Here is an 18,464-nt window from a genome sequence, read left to right on the forward strand (position 1 = left end):
CAGGCACGTCCCGATCTTCTGACGTTCATGTCCGGTTCATCCGATTCCGCCACGCTCCCGCCGTAGCCGGAGCACCCTCCCGGCGGGACGGAGCGACACCCCATGAGCCATGGGCACCACCACCACGGGCACGACCACACGCACGACCACGAGCACGGGCGCCTCGGGGACAACGAGGCCGCCGAGGCGCGGGACCTGTCGATTCCCGACGGCGAACTGCCGCCGGACCAGCTCACCCGGCGGCGCATGTTCCGCCGCGCCGGGCTGCTCGGCGCCGGGCTGACCGCCGTAGGCGTGCTCGGCACGCAGGGCCAGGCGGCCGCCACCACCCGGGACGAAGGCCGCGGCCACGAGCCCAGGGACGGCTACCAGTGGCTGGCCGGTGACCACCACATCCACACCCAGTACAGCTCCGACGGCATCTACCGGGTCATCGACCAGGTACGCCACGGCAACGCGTACGGCCTGGGCTGGATGGTCATCACCGACCACGGCAGCACCACGCACGCCAAGATCGGGGTGGACAAGGTCAACCCCGACATCGTCGCGGCCCGCGCCGCCGTCAAGGACACGCTGGTCTTCCAGGGCCTGGAGTGGAACATTCCAGCGGCCGAGCACGGCACCGTGTTCGTCGCCCCCGGGCGGGGCGAGGTCGAGACGCTCAAGGAGTTCGAGAACTCCTTCGACGGGTCGGTGAAGGGCGCGAGCTCCAACACGCCGCAGAACGAGGCGCTGGCCATCGCCGGGCTGAACTTCCTGGCCGAGGCCGTACGCAAGCGGCGGGTGCCGGACGCGCTGTTCTTCGCCAACCACCCGTCCAGGAAGGGCATCGACTCCCCGCACGAGATCCGCGGCTGGCGCGACACCGCGCCGTCCATCGCGGTCGGCATGGAGGGCGCCCCCGGCCACCAGGCCGCCGGCATCCCCAAGCCGAACGGCCCCGGCGGCGGGCGCGGCTTCTACGACAGCAACCCCGGCGCCGACTCCTTCCCCGGCTACCCGGCCGAGAGCTACAAGACCTTCGGCGGGTTCGACTGGATGACCGCGACCGTGGGCGGCCTGTGGGACAGCCTCCTGGCCGAGGGCAAGCCGTGGTGGATCACCGCGAACTCCGACTCCCACTCGGTGCACGGCGACACCAGCGAACGCGGCCCAGGCAGCGACTTCAACGCCAACGGCCGCTACGAGGACCCCGTCTACAAGGGCGTGCCCAACTTCGGCTCCGGCGACTTCTGGCCCGGCTACTACAGCAGGACGCACGTCGGCGCGCAGAGCTTCTCCTACGGCGCGGTCATGGACGGCCTGCGCGCCGGGCGGATCTGGGTCGACCACGGCGGCCTGATCAGCGGCCTCGTGGTGCGGGCCCGCCAGACCGGCACCGGGCAGCGCGGGGTCACGCTCGGCGACACCCTCCAGGTGCGCAAGGGCGCCCGCGTCGAGCTGGCCATCGAGATCACCCTCGCCGGGCGGCCGAACTGGGTCCAGGTCGTCCCCACACTGGCCCGGGTGGACGTCATCCAGGGCGACGTGACCGGCCCGGTCTCCGACAAGGACGCCTTCACCACGCCGAACACGAAGGTCGTGCAGTCGTACGAGGTGAACAAGAGCACCGGCACCGTCACCTTCACCTACCGGCTCGACGCCATCGACCGTCCGGTGTACGTGCGGCTGCGCGGCACCGACGGCAAGCGCAGCGCCCCGGGGCTGCTGGGCGCGGCGGTGGACCCGCACGGCCCGCAGATCGACGTGTACGGCGACGCCGACCCGTGGAACGACCTGTGGTTCTACAGCAACCCGATCTGGATCCTGCCGCGTTGACGAACCTCGAACCGGTGACCGGCCGGCCGCCGGTGCTGGGCATCGACGCGGGGACGCGGACGCTTCGTGAGGCCGAGCACCTGCTCCACATCGTGGCGCGGGCGCTCGGCCTGCCCGGCGACGCGGTCGGCTGCACCCACTTCGTCCCGGCGGGGCAGGCGGGCGACGAGCCGCACGTCGCCTGCTCGCTGGCCGTGCCAGAACCCATCACGGCGACGGTGCCGGAGCTGATGGCGAAGCTGATGTCGGAGTCGGCGTCGGAGCTGATGGCGGAGCTGATGGCGGGGTCGGCGTCGGAGGTGTCGTGGGCGCTGTCGTGGGCGCTGGGCGACGCGGGTACGGGGCCGCTGGCCGCGGGGGCGGCGCTCGCCGCGGCCGAGCACGCGGAGCGCCGCGGCGGGCGGGTCGTCACCTTCCCCGGCCGCGACCTGCTCACCGGCATCCTCGGCGCGGGCGCCATCCGCGACGGCTCGGCCATCGACCGGGTGCTCGTGCTGGCCTCTCCCGGCCCGCCCGCCGACGACGTGCCGGTGGTGACCAACGACCACGTCAGGCCCGTCTGGCGGGACGGCCTCATGACCCTGCTCACCATGCCGGCCGCCGAGGGCCGGCTCACCCCGGCCGAGGTGCCGAACCCCACCCCCTGCTGCGCCGACCACGCCTGACCGCCCGCCGGACCCGCGTCCGTCAGTGCTGTCCGAGCAGGGCTTTGGTGACTGCGGTGACCGCGGTGACCACGGCGGTGCGGTGTTCTCGAAGGCGTTGACCGCTGTCCTCATCGTGAGGGTTGCGGATCTTCGCTTCGGTCGTGTTCCAGCTCATGACCATGCCCAGCACGATCATCATGACGTCCGTGGCGAGTGACATCCCGACGCCGTAGTGCTCGGCAACGGCTGCGGCCTTGGAGGCGTGGGCTTCCACTTCGCCCGCGGAGGCTTCCGGGGTCTCCAGCATCTTCCACTGGTTCAGACGCTGCACTCCGGGGTCGGCTACCAGGGCGTCGAAGAGCGCGCCGGCGTATCCGGGAAGGTTGTCCGGAGTGAAGGGAGCTGCGTCCGCCAGGATGCGCAGCCGGTCCGCCATGACCGCGTCGAACAGGGCCTCCTTGGAGCCGAAGTGGTGGTATGCGGCTTGTTTGTTCACCGAGGCGGCCTCGGCGATCCGGGCGACTCGGGCGCCGGCCATGCCGACCCTGAGGAACTCCTCGTATGCGGCGGTCAGCAGTCGCGCGCGTGTGGCGGCGGGGTCGTACGGCATGCCCCCATCCTATTTCAACCGTCCGTTTGACATCATCCGCGGCCGCCCCTAGGTTCAAGAATGTCAATCAACCGGTTGAAACAGAAGGGTGACGTCATGACATCGAAGACTTGGTTCATCACGGGAGCCACCGCGGGCATCGGCCGCGCTGTCACCGAGCAGCTCCTCGCCGCAGGACACCGTGTAGCCGCCACGGCGCGGCGTACCGAGGCTCTGGTTGACCTGGCGCAGAAGTACCCGGACCTGTTGTGGACAGCGGCGCTGGATGTGACCGACACCAAGGCGCTGCGTGCCGTCGTCGATCGCGTCTTCGCTGAGGTGGGGCCGGTGGATGTGGTGTTCTCCAACGCGGGACGCGGTTCGGTCGGTGCGGCCGAGGAACTGTCGGACCAGGCGATCGATGACCAGATCGCGCTGAACATGACCGCGCCGATTCAGCTACTGCGGGCCGTGCTTCCGCACCTGCGGGAACAGGGCGGGGGCCGGTTCATCCAGACCTCGACCATGGGCGCGCACATCTCCACCCCCGGCGCCGGCATGTACCACGCCTCGAAGTGGGGCGTGGAGGGCTTCTTCGAGTCCGTGATCCCTGAGGTCGCCCCCTTCGGCGTCCAGATCACCATGGTCGAGCCCGGCATCATCCGCACCACCTTCGGCGCCAACCTCGACATCGCGCCGGGGATGCCCGAGTACGCCGACGGCCCGGCCGGCCAGCTCCGCAGCTATCTCGAAACCGTCGGCAGCGTCACCGCCGAGGCGCCCGGAGACCCGCAGAAGGTCGCCTCCGCGATCATTGCCTCGGCCGACGCGAGCCAGGCGCCCCGCCGCCTGGCCCTCGGCAGCGACGCCTACGACGCCATACGGATCGCTCTGACCGGCCGCATCGCCGAGCTCGACGCCGGCAAGGCGACCGCCGTCTCCACCGACTTCTGACACCACCCGGCTCAGCCACCGGGCCGTCGTGCCTCACCCACGCCACGACCGGTGCGCGCAAGGGTGGCAGTCCTGTGATCGGCTACAAACGCGCCCGGCCATAAGCCGATACAGCTAGGGGCCGGTCAGGCGGCGCTCACCTGCCGTGGTCAGCACGAACACCTGCCAGTTGTAGTAGGCGTAGTACGCCCGCGGATCGCGCTTGATCTGGCGGGCGTGCAGCAGGATCGCCTCCACGTACGCCTGCGAGGGGTTGTAGGCGTGCAGCGCCCGCCGGTAGTCGCGCGGGGCTCCGCTGGCCTTGAGGTAGTTGGCCGCTCCCATGACCGCGTCGCGCGGGTTCTGGACGTCGCCGCCCAGCCCGTACGCCTTCCAGGTCGCCGGCATGAACTGCATCGGACCCTGGGCACCAGCGTGGCTGTCGGACCTCACCCGGCCGAACTTCGTCTCCGCGAACATCACCGCCGCCAGCACCTCCCACTCCACCCCGAACCGCCGTTCGGCCTTCTTGAAGAGGCCGAGCAGCTCGGCGGCGGGGCGGGCCCGCTGGGTCTTGAACACGGCCGCCGGCTTGATGGGCCTGGCCAGGGCGAGCAGCCCGCGGATGGCGGCCGTGTTGTCCTTGGCCTGGGCGGCCAGTCCGGCGGGCAGGCGGGCGAAGGCGCGGGAGGCCAGCTCGGGGTGGCGGGCGGCGTGGCGGTAGATGCGCTGCTGGTACAGGGCCAGCAGCTCGACGTCCGCGGGCGGCCGGGCGGACGCCGCCGAGTCGCCCTCGGTCCAGGCGTCGATGGCCTGGCCGAGCTTGGCGGTGGTGTCGCGCAGGGCCGTGGCCAGGCGGGCGGCGTTCTCGGGGATCTTCTCGTCGGGCGCGGGGAGCGGCTCCTCCCGCGCGGCTTCGGCACTCGCCGACGGGGCGGGCGTCGCCGACGGAGCGGGAGTCGCGGCGTGCTCCTGGGCGGAGGGCCCGCGCGCGGGAACGCCGCGAGCGCCGTCGGCGGGGATCGCGCAGGCCGCCACCGCGAAGAACACCGCGGACCACGCCGCGAGGCGCGCTGGCACCCCCCGGGAGACGGTCACGAGGATGGGCCCGGAGATCGGCCCGGCGGTGGGCGCGGCGGTGGGTCCGGCGGTGGGTCCGGGGGTGGGTCCGGCGGTGGGTCCGGGGGTGGGCGGGCGGCCCCGGCGGGGGCGTCGACTGCGGCGGTGGAGTCGTGGGTGCTGCGGGCGTGCCTCCATGGCAACGCAACCTACCGGTGCGGCGGCGGGGACGCCTCACATGGCGCGGCGGGTCGCGGGTCTTCGTGGCCGGCTTGCGTCCGCCGGGCGAGGTGTGATGTCGTGCCGCTCCTGGCTCTAGGAGGATTTGTCATGCCGTTCATCGTGGATGTGACCAGCGGGAACGTGGAGTGGGAAGATCGGTCCGCGGAGAGGGGGCACTACGGGGGATCCGTTCTCGGGCTGCGGTTGATGAGTGAGCGCACGCCTGCCGGGCTCGACCCGTACGACCCTCGGGCCCTGCTGTACGTGGCGGCCGGGAGGCTGGGCGGCACGGCCGCGCCGGGGCTGGCCAAGGCCGTGTTCCTGGCCAAGTCGCCGTTGACCGGGGTGGCCGGGGAGGCGCACGCGCTCGGGCCGTTCGCGGCGGGGATGCGGGCCGCCGGGGCCGAGGCGGTGGCGGTCGTGGGGCGGGCGGAGCGGCTGTCGTACGTGCTGGTGGCGGGCGGGGAGTTGAGCGTGCACGAGTGCGAGGAACTGCGCGGGCTCGGCATCGCCGCCACCACCGACGCGCTGCGGGCCAGGCACGGCGCGGGCGCGCACGTGGCGGCGATCGGCCCGGCCGGGGAGAGCCTCGTCCGGTACGCGAGCGTGGTGACCGACCACGCCTTCGCGGCCGGGCGATACGGGCTGGGGGCGGTCTTCGGGTCCAAGAACCTCAAGGCGATGGTGTGCGTGGGCGACGCGCCGGTCGAGGTCGCCGACCCGGCGGCGGTCGCGGAGCTGGCCGCGTACTATCGGGCGGCGCTGGCCACGAACCCGCTCGCCGCTCTCCAGGCCGGGGAGCCGGGGTTCGCGGGGTGGGCAGGTGACCCGCTCGACCCGGGGTACGCCGCGGTGCGCAACTTCTCGGTGCCCGGCCCGCCCGGCCTGCGCGTCCCGGCCGCCGCCGACTACGACGGCCGCGCCGTCTCCACCACCGGCTCCTGCCCCGGCTGCCCGAACGACTGCCTCAAGGTCTACGCCCCGCCGTCCCGCCCCACGCCCGCGCCGGAGCCCGGTGCGCGCGCCTCCGGGCAGGAGACCGCGGCGGACGCCACGGCCGGGCCCGCGCGTGGCGTCGGTGAGCGGCGGACGGGTGGGCTGGGGCAGGAGGCGTTCCTGTCGCTCGGGTGGAACCTGGGCATCGACGACCTCGACACCGTCCTGGCCGCCAACGCCCGCTGCAACGACCTCGGCCTCGACCCCGTCTCGCTGGGCGGGACGCTCGCGTTCGCCATGGAGTGCGCCGAGCGCGGCCTGCTGCCCGGCGGCCCCGCCTTCGGGGACGCGGCGGCGCTGCCGGGGCTGATCGAGGACGTGGCCGCCAGGTCCGGCCCGCTCGGCGACCTGCTCGCGGAGGGCTCGGCGAGGGCGGCGCGGCGCATCGGGCCGGGCGCGGAGGCGTACGCGATGACGGTCAAGGGCGCCGAGCTGCCGTGCTTCGACCCGCGCCCGCAGCCGGGCGTCGGCCTCGGCTACGCGATCGCGCCCGGCGGCCCGCGCTACGACGCCTTGGAGCACGACCTCGACTTCGACCCCGTCGCCGGGCTCGCGTACAGCTTCCCCGAGGCGGCCCGCGTCGGCGCCGCCCCGGCCCCGGCGGGCGAGCTGGACGAGGAGCGCGGCCGTCGCAGCGCCCGGCTGCTGCGGTTGTGGAGCGGGCTCGACGCGCTCAACGTGTGCGTCTTCGCCTCCTCCCCGACCAGGCCGCTCACCGTCGACCGCCTGGCCGCCCTGGTCACGGCGGTGCTCGGGACGGAGTTCACACCGGCGGACCTGCTGGCGGCGGGCCAGGCCCGGCTGGACGAGATGCGCGCGTACGCCCTGCGGGAGGCCGCCGCGCGGCCGGAGGGCGACGGGTTCCCCGCGCGACTGGAGGAGGAGCTTCCCGCGCGGTTCCACGAGGAGCCGATCACCGCGGGTCCGCACCGGGGGGCGGTGCTCGGCCGGGAGGCGTTCGCGCGGGCCGTCGCCGCCTTCCGCGAGGAGCTGGGCCGGCCGCTCCGATGAGTTCCGCCGGGATCCGCCGTCTCAACTCCGGCGGCCTTTCGAGAGGTGGATCATGAGCAAGCTGCTGTACTCGGTGAGCGTGTCGGCGGACGGCTTCATCGCGGGACCGGGAGGCGACATGTCCTGGCTGGCCCCGTTCACGGGGCCGAACCCGCTGGTCGACGACCTCATCGGCCAGGTGGGCGCGATCCTGGCGGGCAACCGCACCTTCCGTGGCGACGATCCGTACCGGGACACGGACGCCGAGGGCGAGGCGTTCGGCGGTGGCTGGGAGGGGCCCCAGTTCGTGCTGACGCACCACATCCCCGAGACGCCGGTGCCGGGCGTGGAGTTCGCCGGTGACCTGGCGAGCGCCGTCGCCGCGGCGAAGGCCGCCGCCGGCGGCAAGTACGTCAACGTGCTCGGCGCCGACGTCGCCCGCTGACGAACCGGCCGCGGGCCCTCACCAGTGATCGAGGTGGAGCACCTCGTCGAGCGGCTGACGGGAGGCGGGCTGGAACGTCTCCCCCGTGTAGTACGCCGTGGGCACCAGCACGCCCTGCCGCACGTCGCCGGGGATGCCGAGCAACTCGGCGATCTCGCCCTCGTACGCCAGGTGCAGCGTGGTCCAGGCCGTGCCCAGACCTCGGGCGCGGGCGGCGAGCATGTAGCTCCACGCGGCCGGCAGCAGCGACCCCCAGAGCCCGGCCTGGTTGCCCTCGGGCAGGCCGCCGGGCACCGTGATGCAGGCGAGCACCAGCACCGGCACCTCACCCATCCGGTCGGCCAGGTAGGCGGCGCTGTCGGACACCCGCCGCTGCGTCACCGACCGGGCCGGATCGTCCTGGAACAGTTTCCCGGCCGACGACTCCGAGTCGTAGTACCTGCGCCACGAGCGCCCGTAGTAGTCGCCGATCGCCTGGCGCCGGGCGGCGTCGGTCACCACGATCCAGTGCCAGCCCTGAGCGTTGCCCCCGGTGGGCGCCTGAAGGGCGATCTCCAGGCACTCGCGGACCAGGCCCATCGGGACGGGACGGGTGAGGTCGAGGCGTTTGCGCACGCTGCGCGTGGTGGTGAGCAACTCGTCTGCTGAGATCGTCATGCGGTCATCATGCCCATTTCCGGACGCCCGTTTCCGCACCCGGCCGCAGTCCTCGACCCGGCTCCCGCTGCTCCCCGCCGCGCCCGCCCGCGCGTTCTACAGCGCGCCCAGGTAGACCCAGCGGCCCTCGTGGCGGACGAACCGGCTGTGCTCCTCCATCTCCCCCGGCCGGCCACGGTCGAGGTAGTGGGCGCGGAAGCGTACGGTGCCCTCGGTGTGCACGACGCTGCCCCCGGCGCTCTCCAGCACCTCCAGCCGCACCCACGTCACCCGCTTGTCCAGCCCGGCGCGGGCCGGTCGGGTGGTGGGGTGCCAGGTGCGCAGCAGGTAACCCTCGTCGCGCACGCCGAACGCGGCGAAGCGGGAGCGCATGAGCTGCTCGGCGGTGGCGGCCGCCGCCTCGCCCCGGTGGAACCTGCCGCAGCAGTCGGGGTAGTCGGCGGGCAGGCCGCAGGGGCAGGCGCGGGCGGGCATGGGCACTATTCTGCCCCGAGGAGAGCGGTGAGGTCGGTCAGGGTCGAGCCGAGCGGGGCGTCGAGGGTGAGTGACGCGTCGGCGTCGCCGCCCGTCGGCCCCTGGTTGACGATCGCGATGGGGAGGCCGAGCGCGGCGGCCTTGGTGACGAACCGCAGCCCCGACCTGATCGCCAGGGACGACCCGAGCACGAGCAACGCCTGCGCCCCGCCCACCATGGCGAAGCACTCGTCCACGCGCGGCCGGGGCACGTTCTCGCCGAAGAACACCACGTCCGGCTTGAGCAGCCCCCCGCAGCCCGTGCAGTCGACCACCCGGAACCCCGCCACCTGCTCGTCGGTGAGCACGGCGTCGCCGTCGGGGTTGATCACGCCGTCGGCCTCCCATCCGGGGTTCGCCTCGTTCAGGCGGTGCTCCAGCTCGGCGCGCGGGGTGCGTTCGCGGCACGACAGGCAGGCCACGCGGTCGAGCCCGCCGTGCAGCTCGATCACCCGCCGCGCCCCGGCGGCCTGGTGCAGGCCGTCGACGTTCTGCGTGACGATGCCGGTCAGCAGGCCGTGCCGCTCCAGCGCGGCCACCGCCCGGTGCCCGGCGTTGGGCCGGGCATGCCCGATCTCCCGCCAGCCGACGTGACTGCGCGCCCAGTATCGCTGCCGGGCCTGCGCGCTGCCGACGAACCGCTGGTACGTCATCGGGTCCGCGCGCCGCGCCCGGCCGGTCGGCCCCCGGTAGTCGGGGATGCCCGACTCGGTCGACAGCCCCGCCCCGCTGAGCACGGCCACCCCGCCCCGGGCGACGAGCCCGGCCAGCTCATCCACCTTCGTGGTGCTCGGTGTCACGTCTCTATGGTGCCCCAGCTCCCAGATGACTCGGCCGCCGGTCCGCCCGGGCCGCGGCGGACCCCGCGCACCGGGCGGATCAGCCGTCCGCGCCCGGCCACGGGTACGGGTGCACGAAAGGCCGCCGCGGCGGGTTCGCCCGGGGCGCCCACCCGGGGCGGCCGTCGCGAGCCGCTGCGCCGCCTCTCTCCGTACGGAGGGTGGCGGCGGTGTCCCGTTTCTCCCCGGCTGCCCGCAGGTAGACGCAGCGCAGTTCGGCGGCGAACCGCTGTGCGCCCTCCCGCAGCCAGCACTCGTCCGGCCCCGGCAGCACCTCGGTCACCGTGACCCGGTCCGTCCCCGCCGCCAGGTGGGCCAGCCCTTCCAGGAGAGCGGGCGAACGCGTGTCGACGTAGGCGGGCTCCCGTTCGCGTCCCGTCGAGGCGAAGAACGCGACAGGCAGGTCGTACGCCTCCCTCAGGCGGGCCATCGCCACCAGGAGGTCGCGATCGCCGCCCGCCTGCCCCAGCTCCTCGAACGAGGCCCGCCCCACCTGCCAGCGCCGCTTCGACATGACGACGTTGTCCCAGGTCAGCCGGGGCGTGTGCGGCCCGTCGAGCAGGCGGGGCAGCCGGACCCTGGGCAGCGCCAGCGCGGTGTGCAGGGCGGTGTCGTGCTCGCCGTTGTGGAACAGCAGCGGCTCGTCCATCCCCTTGGCGTGCAGGACCGCACGCTGCCCGTCGCTGTGCACGTACAGCTCGTCGAGCCCGATGCGGCGGCGGTCCTGGCCGGCCGCCACGCCGCCCAGCTCCAGCACGGGCCCCGGCAGCTCCAGCGGCGGCACCCCGCCACTGCGGCGCGAGATGACGTTGAGCACGCGGAACCCGGACAGGGCCCGCCCGACCGCCGCGTCCCGCTCCGCGAGGCACGCGGCGGCCTCGTCGTGGAACTGCAGGGCCCAGGGGGTGAGCAGCACCGCGTCGTGGAGGCGGCCGAGGACGAGCGGCGTCGTCCCCGGCTCGTACGCCTCCAGCGCGGACACCGCCACCATGACGTCGGCCGAGCACAGCACGGGCGCGGCCGGTGGGGCGGGTTCGTCGAGCAGCCCGGCGAGGTCCAGCTCGGACGTGCCCGCAGGAGCCTCGCGTACGAGGGCGGCCACGCGCTCGGCGAGCCTGCCGCCGTGCTCGATCTCGAGGTCGCCGGTCGCCCGCAGGGCCTCGGACAGTTCGTACGTGCCCGGGCCGAGCCGCCCGGCCAGCAGCCGGTTGGTCCGCAGCCTGGTCAGCTCGGCCTCCTCGGCGAGCAGGCCGAGCACCCGGGGCACCCGCTCGCGCAGGTCGGCCGCGAGCGCGCCGCCCACGGTGACCCGCAGCGTCCCGGCGGCGGCTTCGTGCACGGTCGCCCGATCGTCGCGCCGCCCGCCCCCGGCGAGCGACTGGACGCGGCGCTGCACGGCCAGCTTCACGTCGGGGGACGCGGTGGGGTAATGGGCGAGCAGTTCGCCGATCTCGTCGACGCGCCGGGCCGTCGGCAGCTCCGCGTCCTGGACCGGCTTCGTCCCGGCCCGTCCGCGCTGCGCCGGTACGCCGACTGAGGCCACGAACCTCCGCCTGGCCGCCCCGGACGCCTCCACGAGCCCCCGCCCGCGCACCCCCCGCGCCTCGGACGGCTCAGGCCGGTCTACGTGCTCGCGCCCCTCGGGGGTCTCGCGCACGTCGGCGGGCCGCCGCGCCTCCGAGGGCTCCCGTACCCGGGAGGACTCGCCGCCGTCCGGGCGGCCCAGCGCCTTCGAGGGCTCCCGTACCCCGGAGGACTCACCGCCATCCGTGCGGCCCAGCGCCTTCGAGGGCTCCCGTACCCCGGAGGACTCATCGCCATCCGTGCGGCCCAGTGGCTCCGAGGGCTCCCGTGCCCCGGAGCGCTCGGCGGCCTCCGCGAGCCCCGGCGCCCCCGACGGCTCGCCGGCCTCGGCTCTGGTGAGGCTGCACTCGCAGGCGTCCGCTCCCCTGACGCGCCCGCGCCCTGTCGGGCCCGGTGACCCGGAGGGCGGAGGGGAGGCCGGGGGCCTGGCGGACAGGCGGTCGCGCAGCCAGCCCAGCGGGTCGCAGACGGTGGCGGGCGGGCAGAGGTCGTGGGTGAGAAGGCCGCGCCGCACCGCGACGGCCAGCGCCGCGGAGGCGCGTTCCATGCCGGTCCCCGTCTCGGCCGCGATCTCGGCCAGCGTACGGCCGCCGTCGCAGTGCCCCACGAACGCCGCCCCGTCGGCGACCGCCCCCGTCCACGTCTTGCGCCGCGGCACCAGCCCCGCCGCGAGCGCGGGGTCGGCGAGGATGCGCTGCTGGAGCGCCTCGCTCACCTGCGCGGCCGGGTGCGCCACCCGGCGCGCCCACTCCCGGTGCCCCGCCCAGACGTAGCCGGACGGGCCGGGCCCGACGCTCCCGTAGTTGACGGGCCCGTAGCACCCCTCAGTCTCGCAGGCGGCCGACAGCCGCTGCACCTGGAAGGCGAGCCTCCTGCGCAGCGCGCCACCGTCGGCACCACCGTCGGCACCACCGTCGGCACCACCGTCGGCGCCTCCCCGCTCAGAGCGCCCGGCGGCGTTTCTGTGCGTGCTCCCCACGACACCCCGGTGCGGGCCTCCCTTGGCCGCGTCGCTCCGCAGGTCCCGGTAGAGGCCGGGCTCGGCGCACACGAGCGCGTCGAGGAAGCGCTCGTCGGCCAGGAGTCCGTTCACGGCCGTCCGCGAGAAGGCCGCGTCGCCCGGGACCAGCCCGGCCAGCGTGCGGCGCGCCTCCTCCAGCCGCTCCGTCACCTCGTTCCACGCCGCCGGCCAGTGGCCGGGAAGCGGCGTGCCGGGCGGCAGCGGGCGCAGGTCACGCAGGCGCCCCCGCAGCCCGCGCGGCAACCGCCCGCCCTCCGCCGCCCCTTCCCGAGGGGGGCCCGCGCCGCACGCGGGCGCGTCGGCGAGCAGGTCGAGTGCCCGTCTCTCCAGCCGTACGACCGCCGCGGCCGCCTCCGCCGCCCTGGGATAGACCAGGGACAGGACGAGCTCCCACGAGAACCCGGCGCCGCGGACGACCACGGCCGGCAGCAGGGTCCAGTCGTGCTCGATGTCCATGAGGACCGCTCCCTTTCCTGACACGAATTCGCCGCCGCACCCGCTTCTCAACTCAGATGCTTACAAGATCGATTTCCAATGTCAACGCGTTTGGCGATTAAAAGAAAGTGAGAACCCGCAATCCCTCTCCCCACCCCACGAAGATTTACCGTCGTACGCCAGCAAATCCCGCCATAAGGGACAGCGCTGTTTACTTTGAGTAGCCGTACTACCTATCCTTCCAGTACACAGCGTCATCGATCACACCCTCCCCTCGCCCGGGAAAGAGCACCGACACGAATTAACACCTCCACAGAACGCCTCCAGAATTTCCTAGCTGGAAAACCAGAAAGAACCACAGGGAACAACCGAACAACGGCCGTCCCGAATATTCGCGCGAATGCGTCCCCCGCCGTTGTCTTTCGGCTGCCGGGGCAAGCCGGGGTCAAGGGTGCGCGCCAACACGTCGGAGAGGGGAAACAGACTGATAGAAGATGACATGGGGGTGAAGGGGGAACAGTGAAGGACGACCCTCGGCGGCGACCGCGGCGCAGGACCGGGCCACACCTGTGGACGCCGGTGTTCGTGGTGGGCCTCCTCGTGGTCACCCTCGTGATCGTCGCCCTCGACGTGATCACGGGCACGGCGCTGCGCCTCTTCCCGCTGCTGATCTTCCTGCCGGCCATCGTGGCCGCCCTCGGCGCGGTCTGGCAGACGGTCGTCGCGTCGGTGTGGGTGCTGGTGGTGGAGGTGTGCACCGCCTTCTACCTGGGCGGGGCGCCCGGCGACATCCTGCTGGCGGCCGCGTTCACCGGCGTGTTCGGGATGTTGAGCGTGATCGGCTGCCGCTACCGGGTGAGCCGCGAGGAGGAGGTCCACCGGCTGCGCTCGGCGGCCACCGCCCTCCAGGAACTCATCGTGCGCCCCCTGCCCCTCCGTACGGCGCAGGTGACCATGGAGGGCCTCTACCACCCGGTGGAGGAGGAGGCCGCCGTGGGCGGCGACATCTACGACGTGGCCGTCTCCCGGCGCGGCACGAGGGTGATCATCGCGGACGTCCAGGGCAAGGGCCTGTCGGCGATCGGCACGGCGCTGGCGCTGCTGGGGTCGTTCAGGGAGGCGGCCTACCGGGAGGAGACGCTCACGGGCGTCGTGGCCGCCCTGGAGAACTCCGTGGTCAGGCACAACTTCTTCGCCACCAGGAGGGGCGAGCTGGAGCGGCTGGTGACCGCCCTCGTGCTCGACTTCGGCCCGGAGACGGGCGAGTCGGTCGAGGTGGTCAACTGCGGCCACATCCCCCCGTACATCCTGCACGACGGCGACGCCTACCAGGTGAACCTGGGTGAGCCCGCCGTGCCGCTCGGCCTGGCGGCGCTGGCGAGGTCGCCGCGCAGGCGCGTGCGCTTCACGTTCCCGTACGGCGCGACGCTGCTGCTGTGCACCGACGGGGTGACCGAGGCCCGCGACCCGGGCGGCCACTTCTACCCGCTGGAGGAGCGGCTGCACGCCTGGGCCGAGGCCCCGCCCGGCGACCTCGCCAGCACGCTGGGCGAGGACCTGCGGGTCTTCACCCGGTCGACGCCGCGCGACGACATCGCGATCCTCAGCCTCCGCAGGACAGGACCGCCTCCCGGCCGGCCATGACCCCCTGTGGTCTCAGGTGAGCAGCTCGTTCACCGTGACGGTCGCCACGGCGTCGAGCGCCTGCTGCCCGGCCTGCCGGACGAACGGCGCCAGCGTCGCGCCCGTCGCCCCGCCCGTCGCCAGGGTCTCGGCCAGCGCGGCGGCGGTGAGCGCGTACTGGAGCAGGGTGACGCCCTTGTGGGCGAGCACGATCGAGGCGGACACCTTCAGCCCCAGCCCCAGGACCCGCGTCTCGCCGCCGGCCGCGTCGTGGTGCGGCTCCCCCTCGGCGCCCGCGGCGTGGTGCTCCCGCATGGCGGCGGCGTGCTCGTCGTGCTCGTCGCCCATCCGGACCAGCGCCTCCTCGTCACCGTCGGAGTACACCCGCCCGAGGAACACCTCGATCGGCGCCAGCGCGGCCGGCAGTTCGAGGCTCACCGGACGCCACCGGCGACGGCCGCCCCGCCGCCCGCCGCGCCGCCCGCCGCACTGCCTGTCACACTGCCTGCCCCGCCGCCCGTCGCGCTGCCTGCCCCGTCACCTGCCCCGTCACCTGCGCTGCCACCTGCCCTGTCACTCGCCCCGTCACTCGCTGTCTCCCGCCCGGCGAGACAGGTGGCGGGGTGGCCCGGATGGCGGGCCGCGTGCTCGTCCCGAGCCGTGCGGTAGCACAGGCCGAGGGCCCGGCTGACGGGATTGTTGACGCCCCAGGGGGTGCCGTAGGCCGCCATGCGTTCATGGAAGGCCCTGGCGCGCGCCGCCGCCTCCGCGCACGTGGTGGCGACGTCCCTCGCCACGCGGCGCGGCCGGACCCGGTCGTCGACTCTCAGCCCGTCACCCACACGTTCCCCCTCGGGTCACCCACACTCTCCCCTTACGAACGCGGCCGGATTCCGGCCATCATCGCGGACATGCCCTGCGCGTACGCCCGCATCCGCTGCACGCTCAGCTCCCTCAGCTCCGCCACCCTGGCCATGACCTGCTCGGTGCCTGCACCGGCCCCGGCCCGCCGCCGCAGCACCGCCGCGTCCAGGTCGTCGAGGGCGGCGTTGACCGCGGCGGTCACGCGTTCCCCCAGCGCCCGCGTCCCGCCGTACAGGGCGCGGGGCGCCACGCTCAGCGACACCAGCCGGGGCCCCGGCGCGCACACGGCGCTCACCAGCCCCTCGGACCTGCCGCGCACGTCGTCGTCGCGCACACCGCCGATCGTCTCCAGCATCTCCACGAGCCGGTCGAACAGCTCGCCCAGCTCGATCCCCGGCACCCCTGACGGCACCTCGGCCTCCGCGCGCAGCGCGGCTGCGCTCACCTCGATCGAGGCCGTCACGCGCGCCATCCGCGCGTCCAGATCGGCCCGCACGGCGCGCAGCTCCCTGGCCAGCGCCAACGGTTCGACGAACGGCACGGCCTCCTCGCCGGGGACCTCCCGGCCGAAGGCTCCGTCCACCGCCTCGGCCACGCGCCCGGCCACGATCTCGGGCCGCTCACGCAGCAGGCGGGGGTCGATCACGAGCGAGACGAGCCTCCCGTGCGCGAGCATCGCGCGCACGCCGGACTCACGATGATTCCCCAGCAACTCGACGAACTCCGGCCGACGTTCTCCACCACCGCTGTCACGGTACCCAGAGGGGCGGTGACCTGCGACGGCGATCGCCGGTCGTTCCCCACGAGTTCACGACCTGTTGTCGCGCCGCCCGATCATCCCCGCGTCGATGTAAGCTGTCCCGGCCAATCCCCTTACAGCATAAAAAGTCGGCCGAGATGGAAGGGTTCCGTGCTCTCCAGCCACCAGGCAAGCACCGTACAGTCCCGCGATCACAGCGCCGCGGACAGCCACGACCACATCCAGGTCCGTGGCGCCAGGGAGAACAACCTCAAGGGCGTCTCCCTCGAGATCCCCAAGCGGCGTCTCACCGTCTTCACCGGAGTGTCCGGCTCCGGCAAGTCCTCGCTCGTCTTCGACACCATCGCGGCGGAGTCGCGGCGGCTGATCGACGAGACGTACACCGCGTTCGTCCAGGCGTTCATGCCGAGCCTGGCCCGTCCCGACGTCGACGCGCTGCACAACCTGAGCGCGGCGATCATCGTGGACCAGGAGCGGATGGGCGCCAACGCCCGTTCCACTGTGGGCACCGCCACCGACGCGCACACCATGCTGCGGATCATCTTCAGCCGGATCGCCGAGCCCCACGTCGGTTCTGCGGGCGCCTTCAGCTTCAACCTCGCCGAGGGCATGTGCCCCCGGTGCGAGGGGCTGGGCAAGGCGACCGAGATCGACGTGGACGAACTGGTCGACCGGGAGCTGTCGCTCAACGAGGGCGCGATCAAGGCCCCTGGTTACCCCGTCGACAGTTGGTCCTGGCAGGTCGTGGCCGGCTCAGGGCTGTTCGACCCCGCCGTCAAGCTGAAGGACTTCACCCCCGAGCAGTGGGACGACCTGCTGCACAAGCCCGCCACGAAGCTCAAGTACGGCACCAGCAACTTCACCTACGAGGGCCTGGCCGTCCGCGTCCGGCGCGCCTACCTGGGCAAGGACCGCGACTCGCTGCAGCCCGCGGCGCGCGCCTTCGCCGACCGCGCGCTCAAACTGGCCTCCTGCCCGTCCTGCGGCGGCTCCCGGCTGAACGAGGCCGCGCTCTCGGCCCGCATCCACGGCAGGAACATCGCCGACTGCTCGGCCATGCAGATCAACGAGCTGGCCGGCTTCGTGCGCGGCATCGGCAACCCGGCGGTCGGGCCGGTGCTGGAGGGGCTGCGTTCGACCCTCGACTCGCTGGTCGAGATCGGGCTGGGCTACCTCAGCCTCGACCGCGAGTCGGGCACGCTGTCGGGCGGCGAGGCGCAGCGGGTCAAGATGGTGCGCCATCTCAACTCCAGCCTGACCGACGTCACGTACGTCTTCGACGAGCCCACGGCCGGGCTGCACCCGCACGACATCCAGCGGATGAACAACCTGCTGCTGCAGCTCCGCGACAAGGGCAACACGGTGCTCGTGGTCGAGCACAAGCCGGAGACGATCGCGATCGCCGACCACGTGGTGGACCTCGGGCCGGGCGCGGGCACCAGCGGCGGCCGGATCTGCTACGCCGGCGACCTCGACGGGCTGCCCGCCTCGGGCACGCTGACCGGCCGCTACCTCGACCACCGCGTCCGGCTGCGTGACGACGTCCGCAAGCCGACCGGCCACCTGCCGATCAGGAACGCCACCCTGCACAACCTGCGCGACGTGAGCGTGGACCTCCCGCTCGGCGTGCTGACCGTGGTGACGGGCGTGGCGGGGTCGGGCAAGAGCAGCCTGATCCACGGGCACGTGGCCGGGCTGGACGGCGTGGTGGTGGCCGACCAGTCGCCGATCCGCGGCTCGCGGCGGAGCAACCCGGCCACCTACACCGGCGTGCTCGACCCGATCCGCACCGCCTTCGCCAAGGCCAACGGGGTCAAGGCGGGCCTGTTCAGCGCCAACTCCGAGGGCGCCTGCCCGGCCTGCAAGGGCATCGGGCTCATCTACACCGACCTGGCCATGATGGCCACGGTGGCCTCGGTGTGCGAGCAGTGCGAGGGCCGCCGGTTCACGCCGGAGGTGCTGACGTACCGGCTGCGCGGCAAGAACATCAGCGAGGTGCTGGAGATGCCCGTGGCCGAGGCCCGCGAGTTCTTCCCCAGCGGGCAGGCCGGCACGATCCTCGACCGCCTGGTGTCCGTCGGCCTCGGCTACCTGGGCCTGGGCCAGCCGCTCACGACGCTGTCGGGCGGCGAGCGGCAGCGGCTCAAGCTGGCCATCCACATGGCCAGGAACGGCAGCACGTACGTGCTGGACGAGCCCACCACCGGGCTGCACCTGGCCGACGTGGACAAGCTCCTGTCGCTGCTCGACCGCCTGGTGGACGACGGCAACACGGTCATCGTCATCGAGCACCACCAGGCCGTCATGGCCCACGCCGACTGGATCGTGGACCTCGGCCCAGGGGCCGGTCACGACGGCGGCCAGGTGGTCTTCTCCGGGACCCCGGGTGAGCTGGTGGCGACCGGCGACTCGCTCACGGCCATCCACCTGCGCGACTACGTCAACCGCCCCTGACATCCGGCCCGCCCT

16 protein-coding genes are annotated in these 18,464 nt (G+C 73.4%); 7 read left to right on the forward strand and 9 right to left on the reverse strand.

Annotated elements, in window-relative coordinates; genetic code table 11:
- Positions 1-102: 102 nt before the first annotated feature.
- Complete coding sequence (locus ACZ6S0_RS31115; protein ID WP_465922866.1) at positions 103-1,818, forward strand: CehA/McbA family metallohydrolase domain-containing protein; 1,716 nt, start codon at positions 103-105, stop codon at positions 1,816-1,818.
- Complete coding sequence (locus ACZ6S0_RS31120) at positions 1,815-2,483, forward strand: hypothetical protein (protein WP_465922867.1); 669 nt, start codon at positions 1,815-1,817, stop codon at positions 2,481-2,483. The genes ACZ6S0_RS31115 and ACZ6S0_RS31120 overlap by 4 nt, the downstream gene beginning before the upstream one ends.
- A gap of 22 nt (positions 2,484-2,505) precedes the next feature.
- On the opposite strand, the gene ACZ6S0_RS31125 is transcribed toward ACZ6S0_RS31120, so the two are convergent.
- Positions 2,506-3,075, reverse strand: coding sequence for a TetR/AcrR family transcriptional regulator (locus tag ACZ6S0_RS31125; RefSeq protein ID WP_465922868.1), 570 nt, complete (start codon positions 3,073-3,075; stop codon positions 2,506-2,508).
- A 96-nt stretch (positions 3,076-3,171) separates the two neighbouring features.
- On the opposite strand from ACZ6S0_RS31125, the gene ACZ6S0_RS31130 reads away from it, so the two are divergent.
- Positions 3,172-4,008, forward strand: a complete 837-nt coding sequence (locus tag ACZ6S0_RS31130) for an SDR family oxidoreductase (protein ID WP_465922869.1) — start codon at positions 3,172-3,174, stop codon at positions 4,006-4,008.
- 114 nt (positions 4,009-4,122) lie between these two features.
- On the opposite strand, the gene ACZ6S0_RS31135 is transcribed toward ACZ6S0_RS31130, so the two are convergent.
- Positions 4,123-5,067 carry a lytic transglycosylase domain-containing protein gene (locus tag ACZ6S0_RS31135; protein WP_465922870.1) on the reverse strand — a complete coding sequence of 315 codons (945 nt, stop codon included), beginning with the start codon at positions 5,065-5,067 and terminating at the stop codon, positions 4,123-4,125.
- Between the two features lie 309 nt (positions 5,068-5,376).
- On the opposite strand from ACZ6S0_RS31135, the gene ACZ6S0_RS31140 reads away from it, so the two are divergent.
- Positions 5,377-7,275 (forward strand): aldehyde ferredoxin oxidoreductase C-terminal domain-containing protein, encoded by a 1,899-nt coding sequence (locus ACZ6S0_RS31140; protein WP_465922871.1) that lies wholly within the window; start codon positions 5,377-5,379, stop codon positions 7,273-7,275.
- Between the two features lie 52 nt (positions 7,276-7,327).
- Entirely contained in the window at positions 7,328-7,699 is a 372-nt protein-coding gene (locus ACZ6S0_RS31145; protein ID WP_465922872.1) for a dihydrofolate reductase family protein, read from the forward strand.
- 18 nt (positions 7,700-7,717) lie between these two features.
- Here ACZ6S0_RS31145 and ACZ6S0_RS31150 read toward each other — a convergent pair whose 3' ends face one another.
- The 4 genes from ACZ6S0_RS31150 to ACZ6S0_RS31165 all read right to left on the reverse strand — a co-directional run bounded on the left by ACZ6S0_RS31150 (position 7,718) and on the right by ACZ6S0_RS31165 (position 12,769).
- Positions 7,718-8,356 (reverse strand): nitroreductase family protein, encoded by a 639-nt coding sequence (locus ACZ6S0_RS31150; protein WP_465922873.1) that lies wholly within the window; start codon positions 8,354-8,356, stop codon positions 7,718-7,720.
- A gap of 96 nt (positions 8,357-8,452) precedes the next feature.
- Entirely contained in the window at positions 8,453-8,830 is a 378-nt protein-coding gene (locus tag ACZ6S0_RS31155) for a YchJ family protein (protein ID WP_465922874.1), read from the reverse strand.
- Positions 8,831-8,835: 5 nt separating this feature from the next.
- Positions 8,836-9,669, reverse strand: coding sequence for an NAD-dependent protein deacetylase (locus ACZ6S0_RS31160; RefSeq protein ID WP_465922875.1), 834 nt, complete (start codon positions 9,667-9,669; stop codon positions 8,836-8,838).
- Between the two features lie 79 nt (positions 9,670-9,748).
- A complete protein-coding gene (locus tag ACZ6S0_RS31165) occupies positions 9,749-12,769 on the reverse strand; it encodes a hypothetical protein (protein ID WP_465922876.1) in 3,021 nt (1,006 codons plus the stop codon).
- 498 nt (positions 12,770-13,267) lie between these two features.
- Here ACZ6S0_RS31165 and ACZ6S0_RS31170 point away from each other — a divergent pair, with 498 nt between their 5' ends.
- Positions 13,268-14,392 carry a PP2C family protein-serine/threonine phosphatase gene (locus tag ACZ6S0_RS31170; RefSeq protein ID WP_465922877.1) on the forward strand — a complete coding sequence of 375 codons (1,125 nt, stop codon included), beginning with the start codon at positions 13,268-13,270 and terminating at the stop codon, positions 14,390-14,392.
- Positions 14,393-14,404: 12 nt separating this feature from the next.
- Here ACZ6S0_RS31170 and ACZ6S0_RS31175 read toward each other — a convergent pair whose 3' ends face one another.
- Genes ACZ6S0_RS31175 through ACZ6S0_RS31185 form a run of 3 tightly spaced genes read right to left on the reverse strand, consistent with a single transcriptional unit; the run spans position 14,405 to position 15,920 of the window.
- Complete coding sequence (locus ACZ6S0_RS31175) at positions 14,405-14,809, reverse strand: hypothetical protein (protein ID WP_465922878.1); 405 nt, start codon at positions 14,807-14,809, stop codon at positions 14,405-14,407.
- Complete coding sequence (locus ACZ6S0_RS31180; protein WP_465922879.1) at positions 14,806-15,213, reverse strand: hypothetical protein; 408 nt, start codon at positions 15,211-15,213, stop codon at positions 14,806-14,808. Before ACZ6S0_RS31180 ends, ACZ6S0_RS31175 begins: the two co-directional genes overlap by 4 nt.
- A gap of 32 nt (positions 15,214-15,245) precedes the next feature.
- Complete coding sequence (locus ACZ6S0_RS31185) at positions 15,246-15,920, reverse strand: hypothetical protein (protein WP_465922880.1); 675 nt, start codon at positions 15,918-15,920, stop codon at positions 15,246-15,248.
- A 225-nt stretch (positions 15,921-16,145) separates the two neighbouring features.
- Between ACZ6S0_RS31185 and ACZ6S0_RS31190 the strand changes: the two genes are divergently transcribed.
- A complete protein-coding gene (locus ACZ6S0_RS31190) occupies positions 16,146-18,449 on the forward strand; it encodes an ATP-binding cassette domain-containing protein (RefSeq protein ID WP_465922881.1) in 2,304 nt (767 codons plus the stop codon).
- The last annotated feature ends 15 nt before the right edge of the window (positions 18,450-18,464 follow it).

It is taken from the genome of Nonomuraea sp. NPDC051298 (genome assembly GCF_055586305.1).

What these genes read in the sequence shown, in the direction of transcription:
- ACZ6S0_RS31150 (WP_465922873.1), bottom strand. Translation starts at nt 8,356, where the DNA reads ATGACGATCTCAGCAGACGAGTTGCTCACCACCACGCGCAGCGTGCGC.
- ACZ6S0_RS31140 (WP_465922871.1), top strand. Translation starts at nt 5,377, where the DNA reads ATGCCGTTCATCGTGGATGTGACCAGCGGGAACGTGGAGTGGGAAGAT.
- ACZ6S0_RS31125 (WP_465922868.1), bottom strand. Translation starts at nt 3,075, where the DNA reads ATGCCGTACGACCCCGCCGCCACACGCGCGCGACTGCTGACCGCCGCA.
- ACZ6S0_RS31115 (WP_465922866.1), top strand. Translation starts at nt 103, where the DNA reads ATGAGCCATGGGCACCACCACCACGGGCACGACCACACGCACGACCAC.
- ACZ6S0_RS31145 (WP_465922872.1), top strand. Translation starts at nt 7,328, where the DNA reads ATGAGCAAGCTGCTGTACTCGGTGAGCGTGTCGGCGGACGGCTTCATC.
- ACZ6S0_RS31130 (WP_465922869.1), top strand. Translation starts at nt 3,172, where the DNA reads ATGACATCGAAGACTTGGTTCATCACGGGAGCCACCGCGGGCATCGGC.
- ACZ6S0_RS31155 (WP_465922874.1), bottom strand. Translation starts at nt 8,830, where the DNA reads ATGCCCGCCCGCGCCTGCCCCTGCGGCCTGCCCGCCGACTACCCCGAC.
- ACZ6S0_RS31165 (WP_465922876.1), bottom strand. Translation starts at nt 12,769, where the DNA reads ATGGACATCGAGCACGACTGGACCCTGCTGCCGGCCGTGGTCGTCCGC.